The sequence below is a fragment of the uncultured Cardiobacterium sp. genome (genome assembly GCF_938028825.1).
Taxonomy (GTDB): Bacteria; Pseudomonadota; Gammaproteobacteria; order Cardiobacteriales; family Cardiobacteriaceae; genus Cardiobacterium.
On the sequence record NZ_CALIZP010000033.1, the window covers coordinates 32,581 to 49,820 of the forward strand.

The window sequence follows — 17,240 nt, forward strand, 5'->3', positions numbered from 1 at the left end:
TTTGTTCTGAAATAGATGGCCCGTTTTTTCAGGAAAAAGCCATGTTCCGTACCCTGCTCGCAGCCGCCCTGCTGGCTGCCCTGCCCTTCGCCGGCGCCGAAAACCTGACCGTGCCCACCGCGCGCGGCGCAGCCTCCGTTGTAAAAAACCCGGAGCGCTTCGCCGTTTACGACTGGGCAGCGCTGGACAGTCTCAATCAACTGGGCGTTGCCACCCCCGCCACCACCGCGCCGGTGCAGGTGGACTATCTCAAGCCGCTCTTCGCCAAAGCAAAAACCGTCGGCACCCTCTTTGAACCCGATCTGGAAGCGCTGCATGCCTATAACCCGCAGCTGGTCATCACCGGCGGGCCGGGGGCGGCGGCCTATGACGGCCTCGCCCGCGTCGCGCCGACCATCGATTTAACCGTAGATAACGCCAACATCCGCACCAGCGGGGAAGCGCAAATCCGCACCCTGGGGCGCATTTTCAACCGGGAACAGGAGGCGGAAACACTGGTGGCGTCCATCGAAAAAACCTTCGCCGAAGCCCGCGTCGCCGCGAAAAATCAGGGGCGCGGCCTGGTCATCTCCATCACCGGTCGCAAAATCTCCGCCTTCGGCCCCCAATCGCGGCTGGGGAGCTGGATTCACACCGATTTGAGACTGGAACCGGTGGATAAGGGGCTGGAAAACGCCGGCCACGGCCAGCCCGTCGCGATGGAATATATAAAAGAGAAAAATCCCGACTGGATTTTCGTCATTGACCGCACCGCCGCCCTCGGCGAGCCGGGCCCGGCGGCGCTGACCGTGCTGGACAACCCGCTGGTACACCAGACCACCGCCTGGCAGAAAGGGCAAATCGTCCTCATGCCCACCGCCAACTACATCGTCGCCGGCGGTGCCCAACAGCTGCAACAGGCTGCCGCCCAACTGCGCGACGCCTTCAACGCCCATCCCGCCCATCAGGAACAACCATGAAACCGCAACTGCTCGCCCTTGCCATCCTCAGCGCCGCTGCCGCCGCCGGGAACAGCGACACCACCCAACTGGCCCCCTATCACCGTCCACGCCGAGCGCAACAGCTACACCGCCCGCGACAGCAGCAGCCTCGGCCTGCCGCTGAACCTGCGCGACACCCCGCACAGCATCAGCATCATCACCGCCGACCAGCTCCGCGACCAGCAGAGCCGCAGCCTGGATAAAGCCCTGCGCCAGAGCACCGGCATCAGCCAGCAAATCTACGGTTCCAACCGCGCCGGCTACAACTACCTCTACGCACGCGGCAACCGCATCAGCAACTACCAGCTGGACGGCGTGCCCGCCGCCGACGGCCTCAGCGACAGCGGCAACGTCGGCACCGCCGCCATCGAACAAATCGAAGTGCTGCGCGGCGTCAACGGCCTCATCGACGGCAGCGGCGAACCCGGCGCCAGCATCAACATCCGGCGCAAACGCCCCGACGCCGAGCGGCGGCTGGAAACCGGCCTCGGCGTCGCCAGCCGCAACAACCTGAATCTCGAAGCCGATCTGAGCGGCAGCCTCAACAGCGACGGCAGCCTGCGCGGTCGTGCCATTATCAGCGGTGAGCGCGGCGACAGCTGGCGGCAACGCGAAAAAGAACGCGCCGGCGAACTCTACGGCATCCTCGAATACCGGCAAAACGACAGCCGCCTCTACGGCGGCCTCGACTACCAGGCCGCCAAAGAAAAAGCCGACGCGCCGCACAGCATCATCACCTACGACAACCGGGGCGACTACACCCCGCTCGGCCCGCGCGACAATCCGGCCACCAACTGGTCTTACAGCGACCACCGCAATCTCAACCTCTTCCTCGGCGCCGAACACCCATTCAGCCCGGACTGGCGCGGCAAAATCGAATACAACCACTGGCGCGGCCGCTTCCACCAGGACTACGGCACCGCCGGCATCCTCGGCGTGGACCACGACAGCGGCCGGGCGGACCTCATCCCCGGCTACTGGCACGCCACCCCGCGCCGCCACAGCCTGAGTATCTCCCTCGATGGCAAATACACCCTCTTCGGCCGCGAACACGAGCTTACCGCCGGTCTCAACGGCTACCGGAGCAAAGACCACAAAACCGGCGAACGCAGCCTCATCCCGAATGCCGTCAACATCTACGAATTCTCGCGCACAGGCGACTATCCCAAACCCACCGGCTATCAGGCTTCCATTCCCCAGAACGGCGACAAGCGGCAAATCGGCGGTTACCTGACCACCCGCCTGCACATCGGCGATGACCTGAGCCTCATCCTCGGCGGCCGCTACAACCACCATCGCATCGGCGGCAGCGGCGACAGCCATAACGTGCGCCGCAACCACAACAGCTACAGCCGCTTCACCCCCTATGCCGGCCTCAGCTATGACTGGGGCGCGGGGCTGAGCACCTATGCCAGCTACAGCAGCCTCTACAACCCGCAGAACCAGAAAGACCGGAACGACAACTACCTGCCGCCGATGCAGGGCAACAACCTCGAAGCGGGCATCAAAGGCCAATGGCTGGACGGCCGCCTGAACACTTCCGCCGCCGTCTATCGTGCCCGGAAAAACAACCTGGCCACCGCCGCCGGGCGCGACGACGCCGGCGACACCTACTACCGCGCCGCCGACCGCGCCACCAACAGCGGCTGGGAAGCGGACATCGGCGGGGCGCTGAACGAGCACTGGCAAATCAACGGCGGCTATGCCTACACCCGCAGCCGCGACCGCAGCGGCAATCGCCTCAATCCGGACAGCGTACCCGTGCACAGCCTCAAACTTTACAGTCACTACGACTTCACCCCCGGCGCCGCGCGCGGCTGGGAACTGGGCGGCGGCCTGCGCTGGCAGAGTGAAACCCACATTGACCCAGTCACCATCCGCCTGAACGACCCGGCCGCCAAAGCGGGAGCCGAAGCCAACAGCCGCCAGCACGCCTATACCGTGGTGGACGTGATGGCCCGCTACCGCCTGAACCCCCAAGCGGACATCAGCCTGCACGTGGACAACCTCTTCAACCGGAAATACCGCACCCACCCCGACCGCCACAGCTACGGGCAATTACGCAGTATCGGCCTCGGTTTCCGCTATACCTTTGATTGAAAACGGGCAGCCGTCCGCGCGGCACAGACCGTGCCGTTTCCCGCCTGCCGGTTGCGGATACGAAAAACCCCGCTGCTGCGGGGTTCCTTTATTTGTGCTGACGGGCGAAAGAGGGCGCTTTCTGCTTGTCGGCCGTTTGCTGCATCGCGACACGCGGCGGCGGTGGCTGACGCACCGCATCCGGCAGCAGTTGCGCCAGTTCTTCCAGCGCCTGGCGGTACACCTTGCGCTTGAAATGCACCACCTGCGACGGCGGGGTGTAGTAATCAATCCAGCACCATTCGTCAAACTCCGGCGGCTGGCCGGAGGCATGCAGGTTCACCGCCGGATCGCCGCTTTCCAGGCGCAGCAGGAACCATTTCTGCTTCTGCCCGATGCACTGCACCATGCCGGGCCGGCGACGACGGCGGAAGCGCACCGGCAGGCGGTAGTAGAGCCAGTCGTGCGTTTCGCCAAGCAGGGTGACATCTGCCGGCAAAAGGCCGGTTTCTTCGAACAGCTCGCGCCACATCGCCTGTTCGCTCGATTCCCCCGCGTTAATCCCGCCCTGCGGGAACTGCCAGGAATCCTGCCCGCTGCGCCGCCCCCAGAAAACCTGGTTGCCCGTGTTCAAGAGGATGATGCCGACATTGAAGCGGTAGCCCTGGGCATCAAATATATTGTTATCAGGTTGATCATTATCCATGCGGCTATTCTTTCATATGCGCCGCCGCCGCACAACGCGCCGCCGGTGAAAAGGTTTGACTCAACGGCGCTTTGCCGCTACATTAAATTCAAATAACATTTCTTCCTATCCACATGTACGTTTGTATTTGCCAAGGCATTACCGATCGCCAAATCATCAACGCCATTGAACAGGGCCACGACAGCGCCGCCGCCATTGCCGCCACGCTGGGCGCGGGCAGCTGCTGCGGCAGATGCTGCGAAACGGTGGAAACCCTGGTTGAGTCTCACGCCAAGCCGACCGTTTATCACGCCGCCTGATCAAAAAAGCCCCGGTTTCCCGGGGCTTCTTCCTGCCTGCTCACTCGTCGTCATCGTCTTCATCGGCGAACGGATCTTTCATTTTGCCGCCGCCGAACGGTGCCTCTTCACCCTTGATGAGGCGTTCAATATTGCTGCGGTGGCGGTAGAACAGCATGCCGACGATGATGAAGACGGCGGGCAGCATCCACGTTCCAGATTTTCCCGGCGTATAGAAAATCGAGGCCACGGCGACGAAAGCAGCGGCGGACAGGGCGGACAGCGAGGAAATCCGCGTGTTGTAAAAGACCGCCCCCCAGATGGCGGCGGCAAGCAGGGCGACAATCGGATTCCAGGCAAGCAGGACGCCAAACGCAGTCGCGACACCTTTACCGCCCTCGAAATCAAAGAACACCGGATAGAGATGGCCGAAAAACGCGCCCAGCCCGACCAGCACAATCACCAAATCGCTAACCCCGGCCGGGAAGAAGCGGCGCAGGATGATGAAAACCATGACCGGGATAAAGCCTTTCAGCGCGTCGCCCGCCAGCGTGATGGCGGCGGCCTTTTCCCCGGCGATACGCAACACATTGGTCGCCCCCGGATTGCCCGAACCGAGCGTACGCGGATCGCCGAAACCCATGGAACGGCAGACGATGACCGCCGATGACAGCGAACCGCAGACATAGCCGGCAATCGCGCCGAAAAAGCAGAAAAGAAAATGTTGCATAACACCCCCTGAGTGCGATAATTCAGAAAAAACAATCCATAACCCTATGACTATGCAAGACATCATCTACATCCATGCACTGCGGGTACGAACCGTCATCGGCATTTTGCCCCATGAACGCGCGGCGAAGCAAACCCTCATCATCAACTGCGAACTGGGCACCGACACCCGCGCCGCCGGGGCATCTGACGACATCCAACAGGCGCTGGATTACGCCGCCATCTGCGCCGACATCACCGCTTACGCTGCAAACAGCAGGTACGGCCTCATCGAAGCCTTTGCCGAACACCTTGCCGCGCACCTGCTCGCCGCCTACCCGCTCGCCGCAAACGTCCGCCTCGACATCCAAAAACCCGGCGCGCTCGAAGCCACGCGCGAAGTCGGCCTGCGAATCTATCGGGAGCGAAACTGAGCCACTATAATGCGGCCGCTTGCAGCCCGGCGGCATCCGGCTGACCCAATACCGACATTAGCCAATAAAGGAAAACACATGTACAGACAACACTATGCGGCAGACGTGACCGAAAAACTCGACGGCGAAACCGTCAAAGTCGCCGGCTGGGTACACCGCCGGCGCGACCACGGCGGCGTCATCTTCATCGACCTGCGTGACCGCAGCGGCCTCGTGCAAATCGTCATCGACCCCGACACCGCCGAAGCCTTCGCCCTCGCCGAACAAGTGCGCAGCGAATACTGCCTCGCCATCGAAGGCCGAGTCCGCCTGCGCCCAGCCGGTACTGAAAACCCCGACATGCTCAGCGGCAAAATCGAAATCCTCGGCAAAACGCTCACCGTCCTCTCCAAATCCGAAGCACTGCCCTTCCAGCTCGACGAAGACAACGTCTCCGAAGAAGTGCGCCTGAAAAACCGCACCATCGACCTGCGCCGCGACGTCATGCAGAAAAACCTCATCCTGCGCAGCAAAGTCGCCTCCTCCCTGCGCCGCTACCTGGATGGTCACGGTTTCCTTGACATCGAAACCCCGATGCTGACCAAAGCTACCCCCGAAGGCGCGCGCGATTACCTTGTTCCCTCGCGTACCCACCCCGGCAAATTCTTCGCCCTGCCGCAATCGCCGCAACTCTTCAAACAGATGCTGATGATGAGCGGTTTCGACCGCTACTACCAAATCGTGCGCTGCTTCCGCGACGAAGACCTGCGCGCCGACCGCCAGCCCGAATTCACCCAGCTTGATATCGAAACCTCCTTCCTTGAAGAAGAAGACATTATGCAGCTCATGGAAACCATGATTCGCGGCATCTTCAAAGAACACCTGAACGTTGACCTGCCCGACCCCTTCCCGCGCATGACCTACCGCGAAGCCATGCGCCGCTACGCCTCGGACAAACCCGACCTGCGCATCCCGCTCGAACTCGTGGACATCGCCGACCTCGTCAAAGACAGCAATTTCAAAGTTTTCGCCGGTGTCGCCGCGCAAGAAAACGGCCGTGTCGTTGCCCTGAAAATCCCCGACGGCAACAAACTCACCCGCAAAGAAATTGACGACTACACCGCCTACGTCGCCCGCTACGGCGCCAAAGGCCTCGCTTACATCAAAGTCAACGACAAAACCAGCGCCGAAGGCCTGCAATCGCCTATCGTGAAATTCCTCACCAAAGAAGGCGGTGCAGAAGGTGCTATCGCGCTTGACATCGTACAACGCGTCGGCGCGGAAAACGGCGACCTCATCTTCTTCGGTGCCGACAAAGCGAACATCGTCAACGACGCCATCGGCGCGCTGCGCATCAAAATCGGGCACGATCTCAATATGCTCACCTGCGCCTGGGCACCGCTGTGGGTCATCGAATTCCCGATGTTCGAATACGACGAAAAAGACAAACGCTGGTACTCCATGCACCATCCCTTCACCCAGCCGAAAACCGCGAACCTCGACGAACTCGATACCAAGCCCGGCGAAGTCCTCTCGCGCGCCTACGACATGGTGCTGAACGGCATCGAAGTTGGCGGCGGCTCCATCCGTATTCACCGCGACGACATGCAACAACGTGTCTTCCAAAGCCTCGGCATCGGCGAAGAAGAAGCCCAACAAAAATTCGGCTTCCTGCTGAATGCCCTCAAATACGGCTGCCCGCCGCACGGCGGCATCGCCTTCGGCCTCGACCGCCTCATCATGCTGATGGCGGGCGCCAAATCCATCCGCGACGTCATGGCCTTCCCGAAAACCCAGACCGCCTACGACCCGCTCACCGACGCCCCCTCGGAAGCGAGCGAAGAACAACTCAAAGAACTGCACATCCGCAAGCGGGAAAAACCGGCGGGCTGACCTGATAGCAACGCCTCCGCAAGGGGGCGTTTTTCACGAACCGCGACAAGAATGGAATATCACGACACATGAAAAACTGGGAACTGTGGATACAGCGCAACAAACAGCACTTCAAACATCCGGCGAATCTTAAAGAGCAATTTGTCAGGCAGATATTGAGCAAAATCGACGACATCAGTCCGGAAGACCTCAGCGCGACACACCGCTTTACCGACAGCAAAGGCGTTGAGCGCAGCATTGACATCCTTGTCAGCAATCCGGACAAACACCAGCGTCTGGCCATCGAACTGGACGGTCTCGCCCCCTACAAGTCTGCCGACGGCGACATTGACTACCGCCGCTTCAACGAATACCTCGAACAGCAAAACGCGCTGAATGCCGCCTTCCCCGCCATCCTGCGCTACGGTGCCGCCAAGATGCAGCATGCGCCCGATGTCATCATGAACGAAATCGGCGACATCCTGCGCGCGCAGGCGCAAGGGGACTACACTCCCAAGAACAAGAAAGAAGACAACGCCGCCATCATCGAAGCCTACCAAGACGACATCCTGGCGCTGAAAAAGCTATGGGCGGCGGAAGCCCGCAGCCTGAAAGAAAATGCCGACCGCCTGGTTGCGCAGGCGGCGGGCAAGGGCAGAAACGACGCCCAGTTGCACATGCAGATCCGGACACTTGACGCGCACATCCGCACCTACGAAGAGAAAATCCGCCAATACCAGCGGGCATCGCTTGCCGCCGTCATCGCCAACGAAATCGACATCAAGGCCCTTATCGCCGATATCCAAACTCTCAAAGACATCATGAGCGATATCCACCATGGGGCGGCCGGTGACGATTTCCACACCGGCGGGCAGGCGAAAAAAACGGCGGTATCCCTGCTGCCGGCTGTCGCCGCCATCCTTGCCCTCGCTGCGATTGCGGCAGGCGGCTATTACTACGCCGGCAAAATGGCGAAAAAAAACGCCACCGCCCAAGCGGTGGATCCATCGGCGGTACTCACCGAACTGCCGGTAATCGAGCCGCCCGGCAGCACGGACGGAAGAGCGGCGTCGCCTGCTGCCTCCGGGCGCGATACCGGGACAGCGGCGCTGCCTGCCGTATCCACCGGCAGCATTGCCGCTGTCTCACCGCCGCCTGCGCCGGTCGAAACAAATCATCCGCCTCCCCAACAGGCAAAACAGGAAACACATGGTGACGACGGCAGCATCGCCGCGCGCGAAGCGGGGCAGCATATCGGTGAAACCCGCCGCGTCTGCGGCAGGGTTGCCGCCTTGAAAGAGACCAAAAAGAGCATCTCGCTTTATTTCGAGGCAGCGCCCCCCAAGCAGTCTTTTACCGCCGTAGTTGGGAAAACCAGCAAGGCGCTTGCCCGCCAAGCCTCCCAACTGGCGCATGCCGATGTTTGCGTCTCCGGCAAGATCGAGGAAAACAGGAAAAACCCACAAATGACCATCAGCGACTCTTCCCAGATTTCCTTTAACGACTGATGCCCCCGGAGCACGGCACAAAGCCGCCAGGCGGCACGAACACCGGGCGCGAGGCAAGCGGATACGGGAAGGAACGTTTTATGGATGTCCGGTCAGACGCGCCAACACCATATTATTTCTATTTGCTTGAAACGACTATATAAAAAAGAGGGGAACCGTCGGGTTCCCCTCTTTTTTGCCGTCAGGCGGGTTTATTTTTGCAGACGCTTGGATTCGGGGATTTTGGCTTTGTGTCTGCCTTCTTCAATAGTGGTAATGGCCAGCAGAATGATGGCGATGATGCCGCCGCCTACGATGACTTCAAAACCTTTGTCCCAGCCGTAGCGTTCGGCAGTGCGGCCAATGACATAGGCTGCGGCCACGGTGCCGCCGAGGTAGCCGAAGAGGCCGGTGAAGCCTGCGGCGGTGCCGGCGGCTTTTTTCGGTGCGAGTTCCAGGGCGTGCAGGCCGATGAGCATGACCGGGCCGTAGATGAGGAAGCCCACGGTGGTCAGCAGGATGAAGTCGGTGAGCTGATAGGGGTTGCGGAACCATTCCACGTTGGCATATTGGGCCAGCTTGTCGGCAGGCGTCGCCGGATGCATCCACAGGGCAACGACAGCCAGGGTGGTCAGGGTCATGAAGACGACACCGGTCAGGCCGCGACGGCCTTTGAAAACTTTGTCCGAGACCCAGCCGCAGAGCAGGGTGCCGGGGATGGCGGCGAGTTCGTAGATGGTGTAGGCCCAGGCGGTACCTTTGAAGTCGAAGTGTTTGACTTCGCTGAGATACACCGGCGACCAGTTGAGCACACCGTAGCGGATGAGATAGACGAAGACGTTGGCGAGGGCGATGTACCACAGCAGGCGGTTTTTCAGGACGTAGGTCAGGAAGATTTCTTTGGTGGTGAGGTTTCTTTCCGCCGTTTTTTCGTCGTAGTTTTCCGGATAGTCGTTTTTCCACTGCTCAATTGGCGGCAGGCCGCAGGATTGCGGGGTGTCTTTCATGACGAAGTACACCGGCACGGCAAGCACCATGGCGATGATGCCCGGATAGTAGAGGGCTTGCCGCCAGATGTCGGCTTCTGTCGCCTTGACGCCATGTTGCTGGTAGAAGACCCAGCCGGCGAGCAGCACCATCAGTCCCGGCATCATGCCGCCGACGTTGTGCGCGCAGTTCCAGATGGAGACGATGGAGCCACGTTCTTTTTTCGACCACCAGTGCACCATGGTCTTGCCGCAGGGTGGCCAGCCCATGCCCTGGAACCAGCCGTTGAGGAAGATCATGATGAAGGCGATGACAACACCGCTGGTGGTGAAGAAGGGTACGGTCCCCATCAGGGTCATGCACAAGCCGGAAAGCAGCAGGCCGCAAGGCAGGAAGGCTTTGGGGTTGGCGCGGTCGGAAATGGATGCCATCAGGAATTTCGACAGGCCATAAGCGAGACCTACGGCGGTGCCGATTTGGCCGAGCTGTTCTTTGTTGTACAGGCCGGCGTCAATCAGCCCCTTTTGCGCAAGGTTGAAGTTGCCGCGCACGAAATAGTAGGCGGCGTAACCAAAGAAAATGCCGCAGAACACTTGCCAGCGCAGGCGGCGGTAGGTGGGATCAATTTTGTCGGCGGGCAGGCGGGGTGCATCCGGCGACGGTTTGAATATGCCAATCATTAAGGGCTCCAAAGAGGTTAACAAGATTGAAGCGGCAGGTCATGCCGCATTCCGGGCGCGGATTGTAGCGACTTGCCGGTGAAGTGCCAACTTGCAATCTTTCTGCCGCTTTTCTTCTTTCTCGCGAAAATGCGTGAACCGGGAAAAACTCGTCAACGGCCGATAATTCATCGTGTTTTCTCCAAGAAAATGCGGTGCCGGATTTTATGAATGGCCGTCTTTGTATGGCCGTTCTAAAAACAGTGAATAATCCCTTCCCAGCTTGCGGGGAAAAGTGGCCGGGGGCGGAAAGGGGGCAAAAAATGCCCGTCTGTCCCGCCGGGCGAGATTCGCCCTGCGGACGACCGCCCTCGCCCCTGCCCCTTCTCACCGCGTAAGCGGTTCCCATCCTGCCCGCAGGCCAGGGGCTTCCCTTTGTTTCTTCAGCTGTTTTGCAACTGTTGGGAAGGGCGGATACCTGTGCCCGTGAGGCTGGAACTGCCTGCACCGGACATACACTGTGTTCGGATGTCCCGCATGCCTTCCGCTATCATTGCCGTCCCTCCCGCCATCCGCACGGATAACCCATGACCCACAGCTACGACGTCCTCATCATCGGCGGCGGTGCCTCCGGCAGTTACTGCGCCATTCACGCCGCCGCACGCGGCCTGCGCGTCTGCCTCCTCGAACACAACCGCGACATCGGCGCGAAAATCCGCGTCTCCGGCGGTGGCCGATGCAACTACACCAACCTGCACCTCAGCGCCGAGGCCTACCACGGCCACAACCCCGCCTTTGTCCGCTCCGCGCTTGCCCGCCACGACCAGTGGCAGGTGCTGGACTGGTTCGCCGCACGCGGCATCACCGCCGCAGAAAAGCACCAGGGGCAAATATTCGCCGCCGAACGCGCGCGCGGCATCCTCACTGCCCTGCATGACAGCCTCACCGCCAGCGGCGTTCACTTACACCACCACATCGCCATCCACAGCCAGCACTACGACGGCGACTGCTACCGCGTCGAAACCAGCCACGGCGATTTCCGCGCACCGCAACTCGTCATCGCTTGCGGCGGGCCAAGCTATCCCAAACTGGGCGCCAGCGACTACGCCCTGCGCGTCACCAAACAGTACGGCATTCGCAACTACCCTTTCCGTCCCGCCCTGGTGCCGCTCACGCTCGCGACTCCGCCCGTCGGCCTCGTCGGCATCAGCCACGAAGTCAGCATCACAACCGCCGGCGCGCCCAGCTTCCGTGATGACCTGCTCTACACCCATCGCGGCATCAGCGGCCCCGCCGTGCTGCAAATCTCCGGCTACCGGCAAAAAGACGCGCCCATCGTCATCAACCACCTGCCCGATCTGCCCGCCGATTACCTGATGGCGGAAAAACGCGCCCACCCGCAGCACAGCCTCGCGCACGCCCTGCGCCCGCACCTGCCGAAAGCTGTCGCCGACCACTTTGCCGCCGCACACGGCAACCGCGACCTGCACGCATACAGCGACGCCGCCCTGCGCGACATCATGCACGGCCTGCAACATCAGGCCGTCGCCATCAGCGGCAGCGAAGGGATGGGCAAGGCGGAAGTGAGCAGCGGCGGCGTGGACACGCGCGAAATCGACCCGAAAACCTTCGCTGTAAAGAAACAGCCCGGCCTCTTCATCATCGGTGAAGCGCTGGATGTAACGGGTTGGCTCGGCGGCTACAACCTGCAATGGGCGTGGTCGTCCGGATGGTGCTGCGCGCAGCATCTCGGCGACGGGGCATGACCGCCCTGCCCTGCCCCGTTGCGCCGCCGCCATGAACGCGGCATCATCCCGCTTCCCCCCTTGACAAGGAGACACCATGAAAATCTACCGCTTCCTCACCGGCGCCGATGACGCCGCCTTCTGCCGTCGCGTTACCGAAGCCCTGCAAAACGGCTGGGAACTCTACGGCAACCCGCAACTGACCGGCGACGCCAACGGCCGCTTCTGCGGGCAGGCCGTCGTCAAAGAAGTCGCAGGCGAATACGACCCGCAGAAACCGCTGGGTGAATACTGATGACCGAATACGAAAAAATGCTTGCGGGCGCGCCGCACCAGCCCTATGACGCGGTGCTTGTCGCCACGCGTCACCGCTGCCGCAGCCTCCTCTGGCGCTACAACACGCAAATCCCGCCGCACGACGACGCGGCGCGGGCGGCGCTGCTTACCGAACTGCTCGGCGCACTGCCGGAAGGCATCCACATCAGCGCGCCGTTCTACTGCGACTACGGGCGGCACATCCACGCCGGCAAACGCTTCTACACCATCGGCGCGGGCAGCGTCGTCAGCAAGGACATCCCCGCCGGGGTGATTGCCGTCGGCAACCCCTGCCGCGTCCTGCGTGCCATCAGCGACGCCGACCGCGAACAGTACGCCGCCCGGGGCATCCGCGCCGGTTGAGGGTCATACTGAAAAAAGCGGGCTTCAGCCCGCTTTTTTGCTGCCGCCGCAATGCCGGGCGCTTTGCCGTGAAGTTGAAAGTGGCGTAAAAAAAGCGCCAACAAAGTTGGCGCGAAAGAGGAAAAAACAATGAAAGAGATGGCCCGCCCGAAGGGATTCGAACCCCTGACCTTTGCCTCCGGAGGGCAACGCTCTATCCACTAAGCTACGGGCGGGAAGGGCGCGCATTGTAGCGGATGCCCCGTGTTTCGGCAATTTATCGTCGTTCCAACCAGAACTAATACGGCGTTGGCCCGCCCCGCCGTACCGGTTGTACTGTCTTCGACTCGCCGCCTTGTCCCAGCCCTATTTGAAACGACTATATCCGCCGGAGCCGCACCGGTTGCGTTCAATCCCGCTGTTTGCCCTGTGCCGTCGGCATCGGCGGGTTTCGGCAATTCACCACGCGCCATGCCCTGTTAACCGGTTTTCTCTTTTTCATCGGCAAAATTCGCTCAAAATTGCCGCGAAAACGTAAAAATCCCGCGCCGCCGCGTTTTTTTTAACGCATCTGCCGTTTGCCGCCGTTATTAGGGAATCTCACCCTTAGTTACCGCTTGCCGGGCGGCGATCACCCGCCTTGCCGGGTGATTTTTATCATTATCTCCCCTGCCCACCGCCATCCTGCCGTTTGCCACCCGGGCAGCACGGAGAAATGCCGCTTGACGCCTCTTGATGCGATGCGTACTGTTACCCGCCCGTAATGAGAAGAAGCAGCTATGGCGAAAAAAAAACATCACATCAGCGGTGCAGACATCATCATCGAGGCACTGCGCGAGGAGCAGGTAACGCACGTTTTCGGTTATCCGGGCGGTGCGGTACTGCATATTTATGACGCGATTTACAAGCAGAAGGACATCACCCACATTCTCGCCCGCCACGAGCAGGGCGCGGTACACGAGGCGGACGGTTACGCGCGCGCCTCCGGCAAGGTCGGCGTGGCGGTGGTTACCTCCGGGCCGGGGCTGACCAATGCCGTGACCGGGATTGCCACCGCCCATGCCGATTCCATCCCGCTGGTGGTCATTTCCGGCCAAGTGCCGTCGGCGCTGATTGGTAACGACGCCTTCCAGGAAGTAGATGCGGTCGGCATCACCCGTCCCTGCGTCAAGCACAGCTTTTTGGTGAAGAATGTGGAAGAACTGGCGCTGACCATAAAAAAGGCTTTCCATATCGCGCGCAGCGGCAGACCGGGTCCGGTGCTGATTGATGTCGCCAAAGACGTGACCGGTGCTTTCACCGATTTCAACTACCCCGACGAAGTCTCGCTGCGCTCTTATCAGCCGACGGTGGAAGGCCACGTCGGGCAAATCAAGCGCGCGCTGAAATCGCTGAAAAAAGCAAAGCGACCGGTGCTGTACTTCGGCGGCGGCGTCATTCTTGATAATGCCCACGCGGAACTGATTGATGTGGCGCGCCGCCTGCACCTGCCCGTGACGGGGACGCTGATGGGGCTTGGCGGTTATCCCGGCAACGACCCGCAATTCCTGGGGATGTTGGGGATGCACGGCACTTATGAAGCGAACATGGCGATGCACCATGCCGATGTGCTCTTTGCCGTCGGCGCCCGCTTCGATGACCGAGTCACCGGCGATGTGAACAAATTCTGCCCGCATGCGGAAATCATCCACGTCGATATCGACCCCTCTTCCATCTCGAAAAACGTCACCGTGCACATCCCCATCGTCGGCTCGGTGCGCGCTGTGCTCGGCGAGATGCTGCACCAGATAGGCGAAGAGACAGCTGATCCCGCGCATACCGCCGACTGGTGGGCGCAAATTGCCAAATGGCGCGCGGTTGACTCGCTCAAATACGAAACCGACGGCGAGCGCATCAAGCCGCAGCAAGTCATCGAAACCCTCTACAAACTCACCGGCGGGCGAGCCATCATCGCGTCTGATGTCGGCCAGCACCAAATGTGGGCAGCGCAATACTTCCCCTTCCACGAACCGCGCCGCTGGATCAATTCCGGCGGCCTCGGCACGATGGGTTTTGGCTATCCGGCGGCGATTGGCGCGAAAATCGCCCGCCCCGACGAAGACGTGTACTGCATCACCGGCGACGGCTCCATCCAGATGATGATTCAGGAAATGACCACCGCCCTGCAATATCAAGTACCGGTGAAAATCCTCTGCCTGAACAACGGCTACCTCGGCATGGTGCGGCAGTGGCAGGAATTCTTCTACGACCGCCGCTACTCGATGAGCACCATGGATGTGCAACCCGATTTCATCAAACTTGCCGAAGCCTACGGGCACAGCGGCGTGCGCATCAGCCGCCCGGACGAACTCGAACCGGCCCTGCGCGACATCATCGCCCAGAAAGATAAAACCGTTTTCGCCGACATCGTCATCGACCCTAGCGAAAACGTCTATCCGATGATACCGGCGGGCGGCGGTCAGGCGGAAATGCTGCTCGGCAAAAGCTGCCGCCGCAACAAAGACAACGACCAAGACAGCGACAGCCAGGAAATGGTACTGATATGAGCACAAAACGACACGTTATCTCCCTTCTCATGGAAAACCGCGCAGGCGCGCTCTCGCGCGTCGTCGGCCTCTTCTCGGCGCGCGGCTTCAACATCGAAAACCTGAACGTCGCGCCGACGCAGGACGAAACCATCTCGCGCCTGACGCTGGTCACCTACTGCGACGAAAAACTCATCGAACAAATCAACAAACAGCTCAACAAACTCATCGAGGTCATCAAGCTGGTGAACCTCTCCGACACCGAATTCGTCGACCGCGAAATGCTCTTAATCAAAATCAACGTGGACGCGAAAAACCGGGGCCAATATCTGCAACTGGCGGAAGCCTTCCGCGCGCGCATCATCGCCATCACGCCAAGCACCGTCATCTTTGAAGTCACCGGCTCACAGCGCAAACTCGACGCCTTCATCGGCGTGCTGGAACCGGAAATCATCGCCGAAATGGCGCGCACCGGCGTTACCGGCCTCGCCGCCACCGGCACGGGCAAGTGCCTGATTATGAACGACTGACCCACGGAGAACCGCCATGAAAAAAACCGCCCTCCTCATCCTCGGCGTCCTGCTGGCAGGCCATGCCCTCGCGCAGTTCGACTACCCCGGGCGCAAACTCAACAAACTGACCCTTGAAATCATCGAAAACGCCAAACAGGCGGCAAAAAAAGCGCCGGACGAAGCGGCAAAAATAGCAGCCTTCACCGCCTACCTCGAAACCCGGAAAGAAGAATACAAAGAAGCCTCCATAGAAGCCTGCATCGCCGAGCGGGGCGTGGAAAAAGCCGGGGCGTGCAGCTGCGCTGCGGAAAAATCCGACTACCCGCGCCTCTTCCGTTTCTGGGCGCTGCACAACCTCACCGAGCAGGACACCAGCGCCGAACTCGACGCACTGACGGTGGCCAACGACGCTGTCGCGCAAGGATGCGGCCTGACGGGCGAACAGGCGCAATGACACCGTTGCGGGCTTCGATCCGCCATTTAATCATTTCAACAAACCCACAACCGGAGAACCCATGAAAGTCTATTACGACAAAGATGCGGACATGAGCGTCCTGCAAGGCAAAACCGTCGCCATCCTCGGCTACGGCTCACAGGGTCACGCCCATGCCAACAACCTCAAAGAAAGCGGCGTGAACGTCGTCGTCGGCCTGCGCGAAGGCGGCGCAAGCTGGAAAAAAGCCGTGAACGCAGGCCTCACCGTCAAACCCGTCAAAGACGCCGTTAAAGGTGCGGACATCGTCATGATCCTGCTGCCGGATGAAAACATCGCCGAGGTCTATCGCAACGTCGAAGCCGACATCAAAAACGGCGCGGCGCTCGCCTTTGCCCACGGCTTCAATATCCACTATGGACAAGTCAGCCCCAGAGCCGATCTGGACGTCATCATGATTGCGCCGAAAGCGCCTGGTCACACCGTGCGCAGCACCTACCAGCAGGGCGGCGGCGTACCGCACCTCATCGCGGTTGAGCAGGACAAAAGCGGCAAAGCGCGCGACCTCGCCCTCGCTTACGCCGTGGCGAACGGCGGCGGCAAAGCGGGCATCATCGAAACCAGCTTCAAAGAAGAAACCGAAACCGACCTTTTCGGCGAACAGGCCGTACTCTGCGGCGGCGTGGTCGAACTCATCAAAGCGGGCTTCGAGACGCTCGTTAATGCGGGCTATGCGCCGGAAATGGCCTACTTCGAATGCCTGCACGAAATGAAGCTCATCGTGGACCTCATCTACGAAGGCGGCATTGCCAACATGAACTACTCCATCTCGAATAACGCCGAATTTGGTGAATATGTCACCGGCCCGGCGGTTATCAACGAGGAAAGCCGTTACGCGATGCAAGAATGTCTCGCCAACATCCAGAACGGCGAATACGCCAAGCGCTTCATCACCGAATACAAAGTGGGGGCGCCGTCCATGACCGCCCGCCGTCGCCAGAACGCCGAACACCCCATCGAAATCGTCGGCGCCAAACTGCGCGACATGATGCCGTGGATAAAAGCGAACCGCCTGGTGGATCAGGAAAAGAACTGAGCGACACCGCAAAAGCCCCTTCGCCAAAGGGGCTTTTTCTTGCGGAAAACCGCCCCTGCCGTGCAGCGGCGGGGAAAATGCCGTCTTGCCGCCGGAACGGTAC

16 protein-coding genes and 1 tRNA gene are annotated in these 17,240 nt (G+C 60.7%); 13 read left to right on the forward strand and 4 right to left on the reverse strand.

Annotated features, from left to right (window positions below; all coding sequences use genetic code 11):
* The first annotated feature begins 41 nt into the window (after positions 1 to 41).
* Together Q0562_RS05310 and Q0562_RS05315 are read left to right on the forward strand one after the other, a co-directional pair.
* The gene (locus Q0562_RS05310; protein WP_298642067.1) at positions 42 to 959 is read left to right on the forward strand and encodes a siderophore ABC transporter substrate-binding protein; all 918 of its coding nucleotides are present in this window, start codon (positions 42 to 44) and stop codon (positions 957 to 959) included.
* Positions 960 to 977: 18 nt separating this feature from the next.
* Positions 978 to 3,080 carry a TonB-dependent siderophore receptor gene (locus tag Q0562_RS05315; RefSeq protein WP_298642069.1) on the forward strand — a complete coding sequence of 701 codons (2,103 nt, stop codon included), beginning with the start codon at positions 978 to 980 and terminating at the stop codon, positions 3,078 to 3,080.
* A gap of 88 nt (positions 3,081 to 3,168) precedes the next feature.
* Here the strand turns inward: Q0562_RS05315 and Q0562_RS05320 are convergent, their stop codons facing one another.
* Positions 3,169 to 3,765, reverse strand: a complete 597-nt coding sequence (locus tag Q0562_RS05320) for an RNA pyrophosphohydrolase (protein WP_366144710.1) — start codon at positions 3,763 to 3,765, stop codon at positions 3,169 to 3,171.
* Positions 3,766 to 3,878: 113 nt separating this feature from the next.
* Between Q0562_RS05320 and Q0562_RS05325 the strand changes: the two genes are divergently transcribed.
* On the forward strand, positions 3,879 to 4,064 hold the full coding sequence (locus tag Q0562_RS05325) for a (2Fe-2S)-binding protein (RefSeq protein ID WP_298642072.1): 186 nt from the start codon (positions 3,879 to 3,881) through the stop codon (positions 4,062 to 4,064).
* Between the two features lie 40 nt (positions 4,065 to 4,104).
* On the opposite strand, the gene plsY is transcribed toward Q0562_RS05325, so the two are convergent.
* Entirely contained in the window at positions 4,105 to 4,773 is a 669-nt protein-coding gene (gene plsY / locus Q0562_RS05330) for a glycerol-3-phosphate 1-O-acyltransferase PlsY (protein WP_298642075.1), read from the reverse strand.
* Between the two features lie 46 nt (positions 4,774 to 4,819).
* Here plsY and folB point away from each other — a divergent pair, with 46 nt between their 5' ends.
* The 3 genes from folB to Q0562_RS05345 all read left to right on the forward strand — a co-directional run bounded on the left by folB (position 4,820) and on the right by Q0562_RS05345 (position 8,544).
* Positions 4,820 to 5,185, forward strand: a complete 366-nt coding sequence (gene folB / locus Q0562_RS05335) for a dihydroneopterin aldolase (protein WP_298642078.1) — start codon at positions 4,820 to 4,822, stop codon at positions 5,183 to 5,185.
* A gap of 78 nt (positions 5,186 to 5,263) precedes the next feature.
* Positions 5,264 to 7,057: an aspartate--tRNA ligase gene (gene aspS, locus Q0562_RS05340; RefSeq protein ID WP_298642081.1), complete on the forward strand. Its 1,794-nt coding sequence runs from the start codon at positions 5,264 to 5,266 to the stop codon at positions 7,055 to 7,057.
* Positions 7,058 to 7,125: 68 nt separating this feature from the next.
* Positions 7,126 to 8,544, forward strand: coding sequence for a hypothetical protein (locus Q0562_RS05345; RefSeq protein ID WP_298642083.1), 1,419 nt, complete (start codon positions 7,126 to 7,128; stop codon positions 8,542 to 8,544).
* A gap of 191 nt (positions 8,545 to 8,735) precedes the next feature.
* Here Q0562_RS05345 and glpT read toward each other — a convergent pair whose 3' ends face one another.
* The gene (gene glpT / locus Q0562_RS05350) at positions 8,736 to 10,190 is read right to left on the reverse strand and encodes a glycerol-3-phosphate transporter (protein ID WP_298642085.1); all 1,455 of its coding nucleotides are present in this window, start codon (positions 10,188 to 10,190) and stop codon (positions 8,736 to 8,738) included.
* A gap of 566 nt (positions 10,191 to 10,756) precedes the next feature.
* On the opposite strand from glpT, the gene Q0562_RS05355 reads away from it, so the two are divergent.
* From Q0562_RS05355 to Q0562_RS05365, 3 genes are all read left to right on the forward strand, one after another.
* A complete protein-coding gene (locus Q0562_RS05355; RefSeq protein ID WP_298642087.1) occupies positions 10,757 to 11,935 on the forward strand; it encodes an aminoacetone oxidase family FAD-binding enzyme in 1,179 nt (392 codons plus the stop codon).
* Between the two features lie 76 nt (positions 11,936 to 12,011).
* Positions 12,012 to 12,209: a DUF1737 domain-containing protein gene (locus Q0562_RS05360; protein ID WP_298642089.1), complete on the forward strand. Its 198-nt coding sequence runs from the start codon at positions 12,012 to 12,014 to the stop codon at positions 12,207 to 12,209.
* Positions 12,206 to 12,592: a maltose acetyltransferase domain-containing protein gene (locus Q0562_RS05365; protein WP_366144713.1), complete on the forward strand. Its 387-nt coding sequence runs from the start codon at positions 12,206 to 12,208 to the stop codon at positions 12,590 to 12,592. The genes Q0562_RS05360 and Q0562_RS05365 overlap by 4 nt, the downstream gene beginning before the upstream one ends.
* 139 nt (positions 12,593 to 12,731) lie before the next feature.
* Here Q0562_RS05365 and Q0562_RS05370 read toward each other — a convergent pair.
* Positions 12,732 to 12,807: transfer RNA gene (locus tag Q0562_RS05370), tRNA-Arg, on the reverse strand.
* Positions 12,808 to 13,350: 543 nt separating this feature from the next.
* Here Q0562_RS05370 and ilvB point away from each other — a divergent pair.
* The 4 genes from ilvB (at position 13,351) to ilvC (ending at position 17,137) form a co-directional block, all read left to right on the forward strand.
* Positions 13,351 to 15,117, forward strand: a complete 1,767-nt coding sequence (ilvB, locus tag Q0562_RS05375; protein ID WP_298642095.1) for a biosynthetic-type acetolactate synthase large subunit — start codon at positions 13,351 to 13,353, stop codon at positions 15,115 to 15,117.
* Positions 15,114 to 15,626: an acetolactate synthase small subunit gene (ilvN, locus tag Q0562_RS05380; protein WP_298642097.1), complete on the forward strand. Its 513-nt coding sequence runs from the start codon at positions 15,114 to 15,116 to the stop codon at positions 15,624 to 15,626. The genes ilvB and ilvN overlap by 4 nt, the downstream gene beginning before the upstream one ends.
* Positions 15,627 to 15,642: 16 nt before the next feature.
* Positions 15,643 to 16,062: a hypothetical protein gene (locus tag Q0562_RS05385; RefSeq protein WP_298642099.1), complete on the forward strand. Its 420-nt coding sequence runs from the start codon at positions 15,643 to 15,645 to the stop codon at positions 16,060 to 16,062.
* Positions 16,063 to 16,123: 61 nt separating this feature from the next.
* Complete coding sequence (ilvC, locus tag Q0562_RS05390) at positions 16,124 to 17,137, forward strand: ketol-acid reductoisomerase (protein WP_298642102.1); 1,014 nt, start codon at positions 16,124 to 16,126, stop codon at positions 17,135 to 17,137.
* Positions 17,138 to 17,240: the final 103 nt, after the last annotated feature.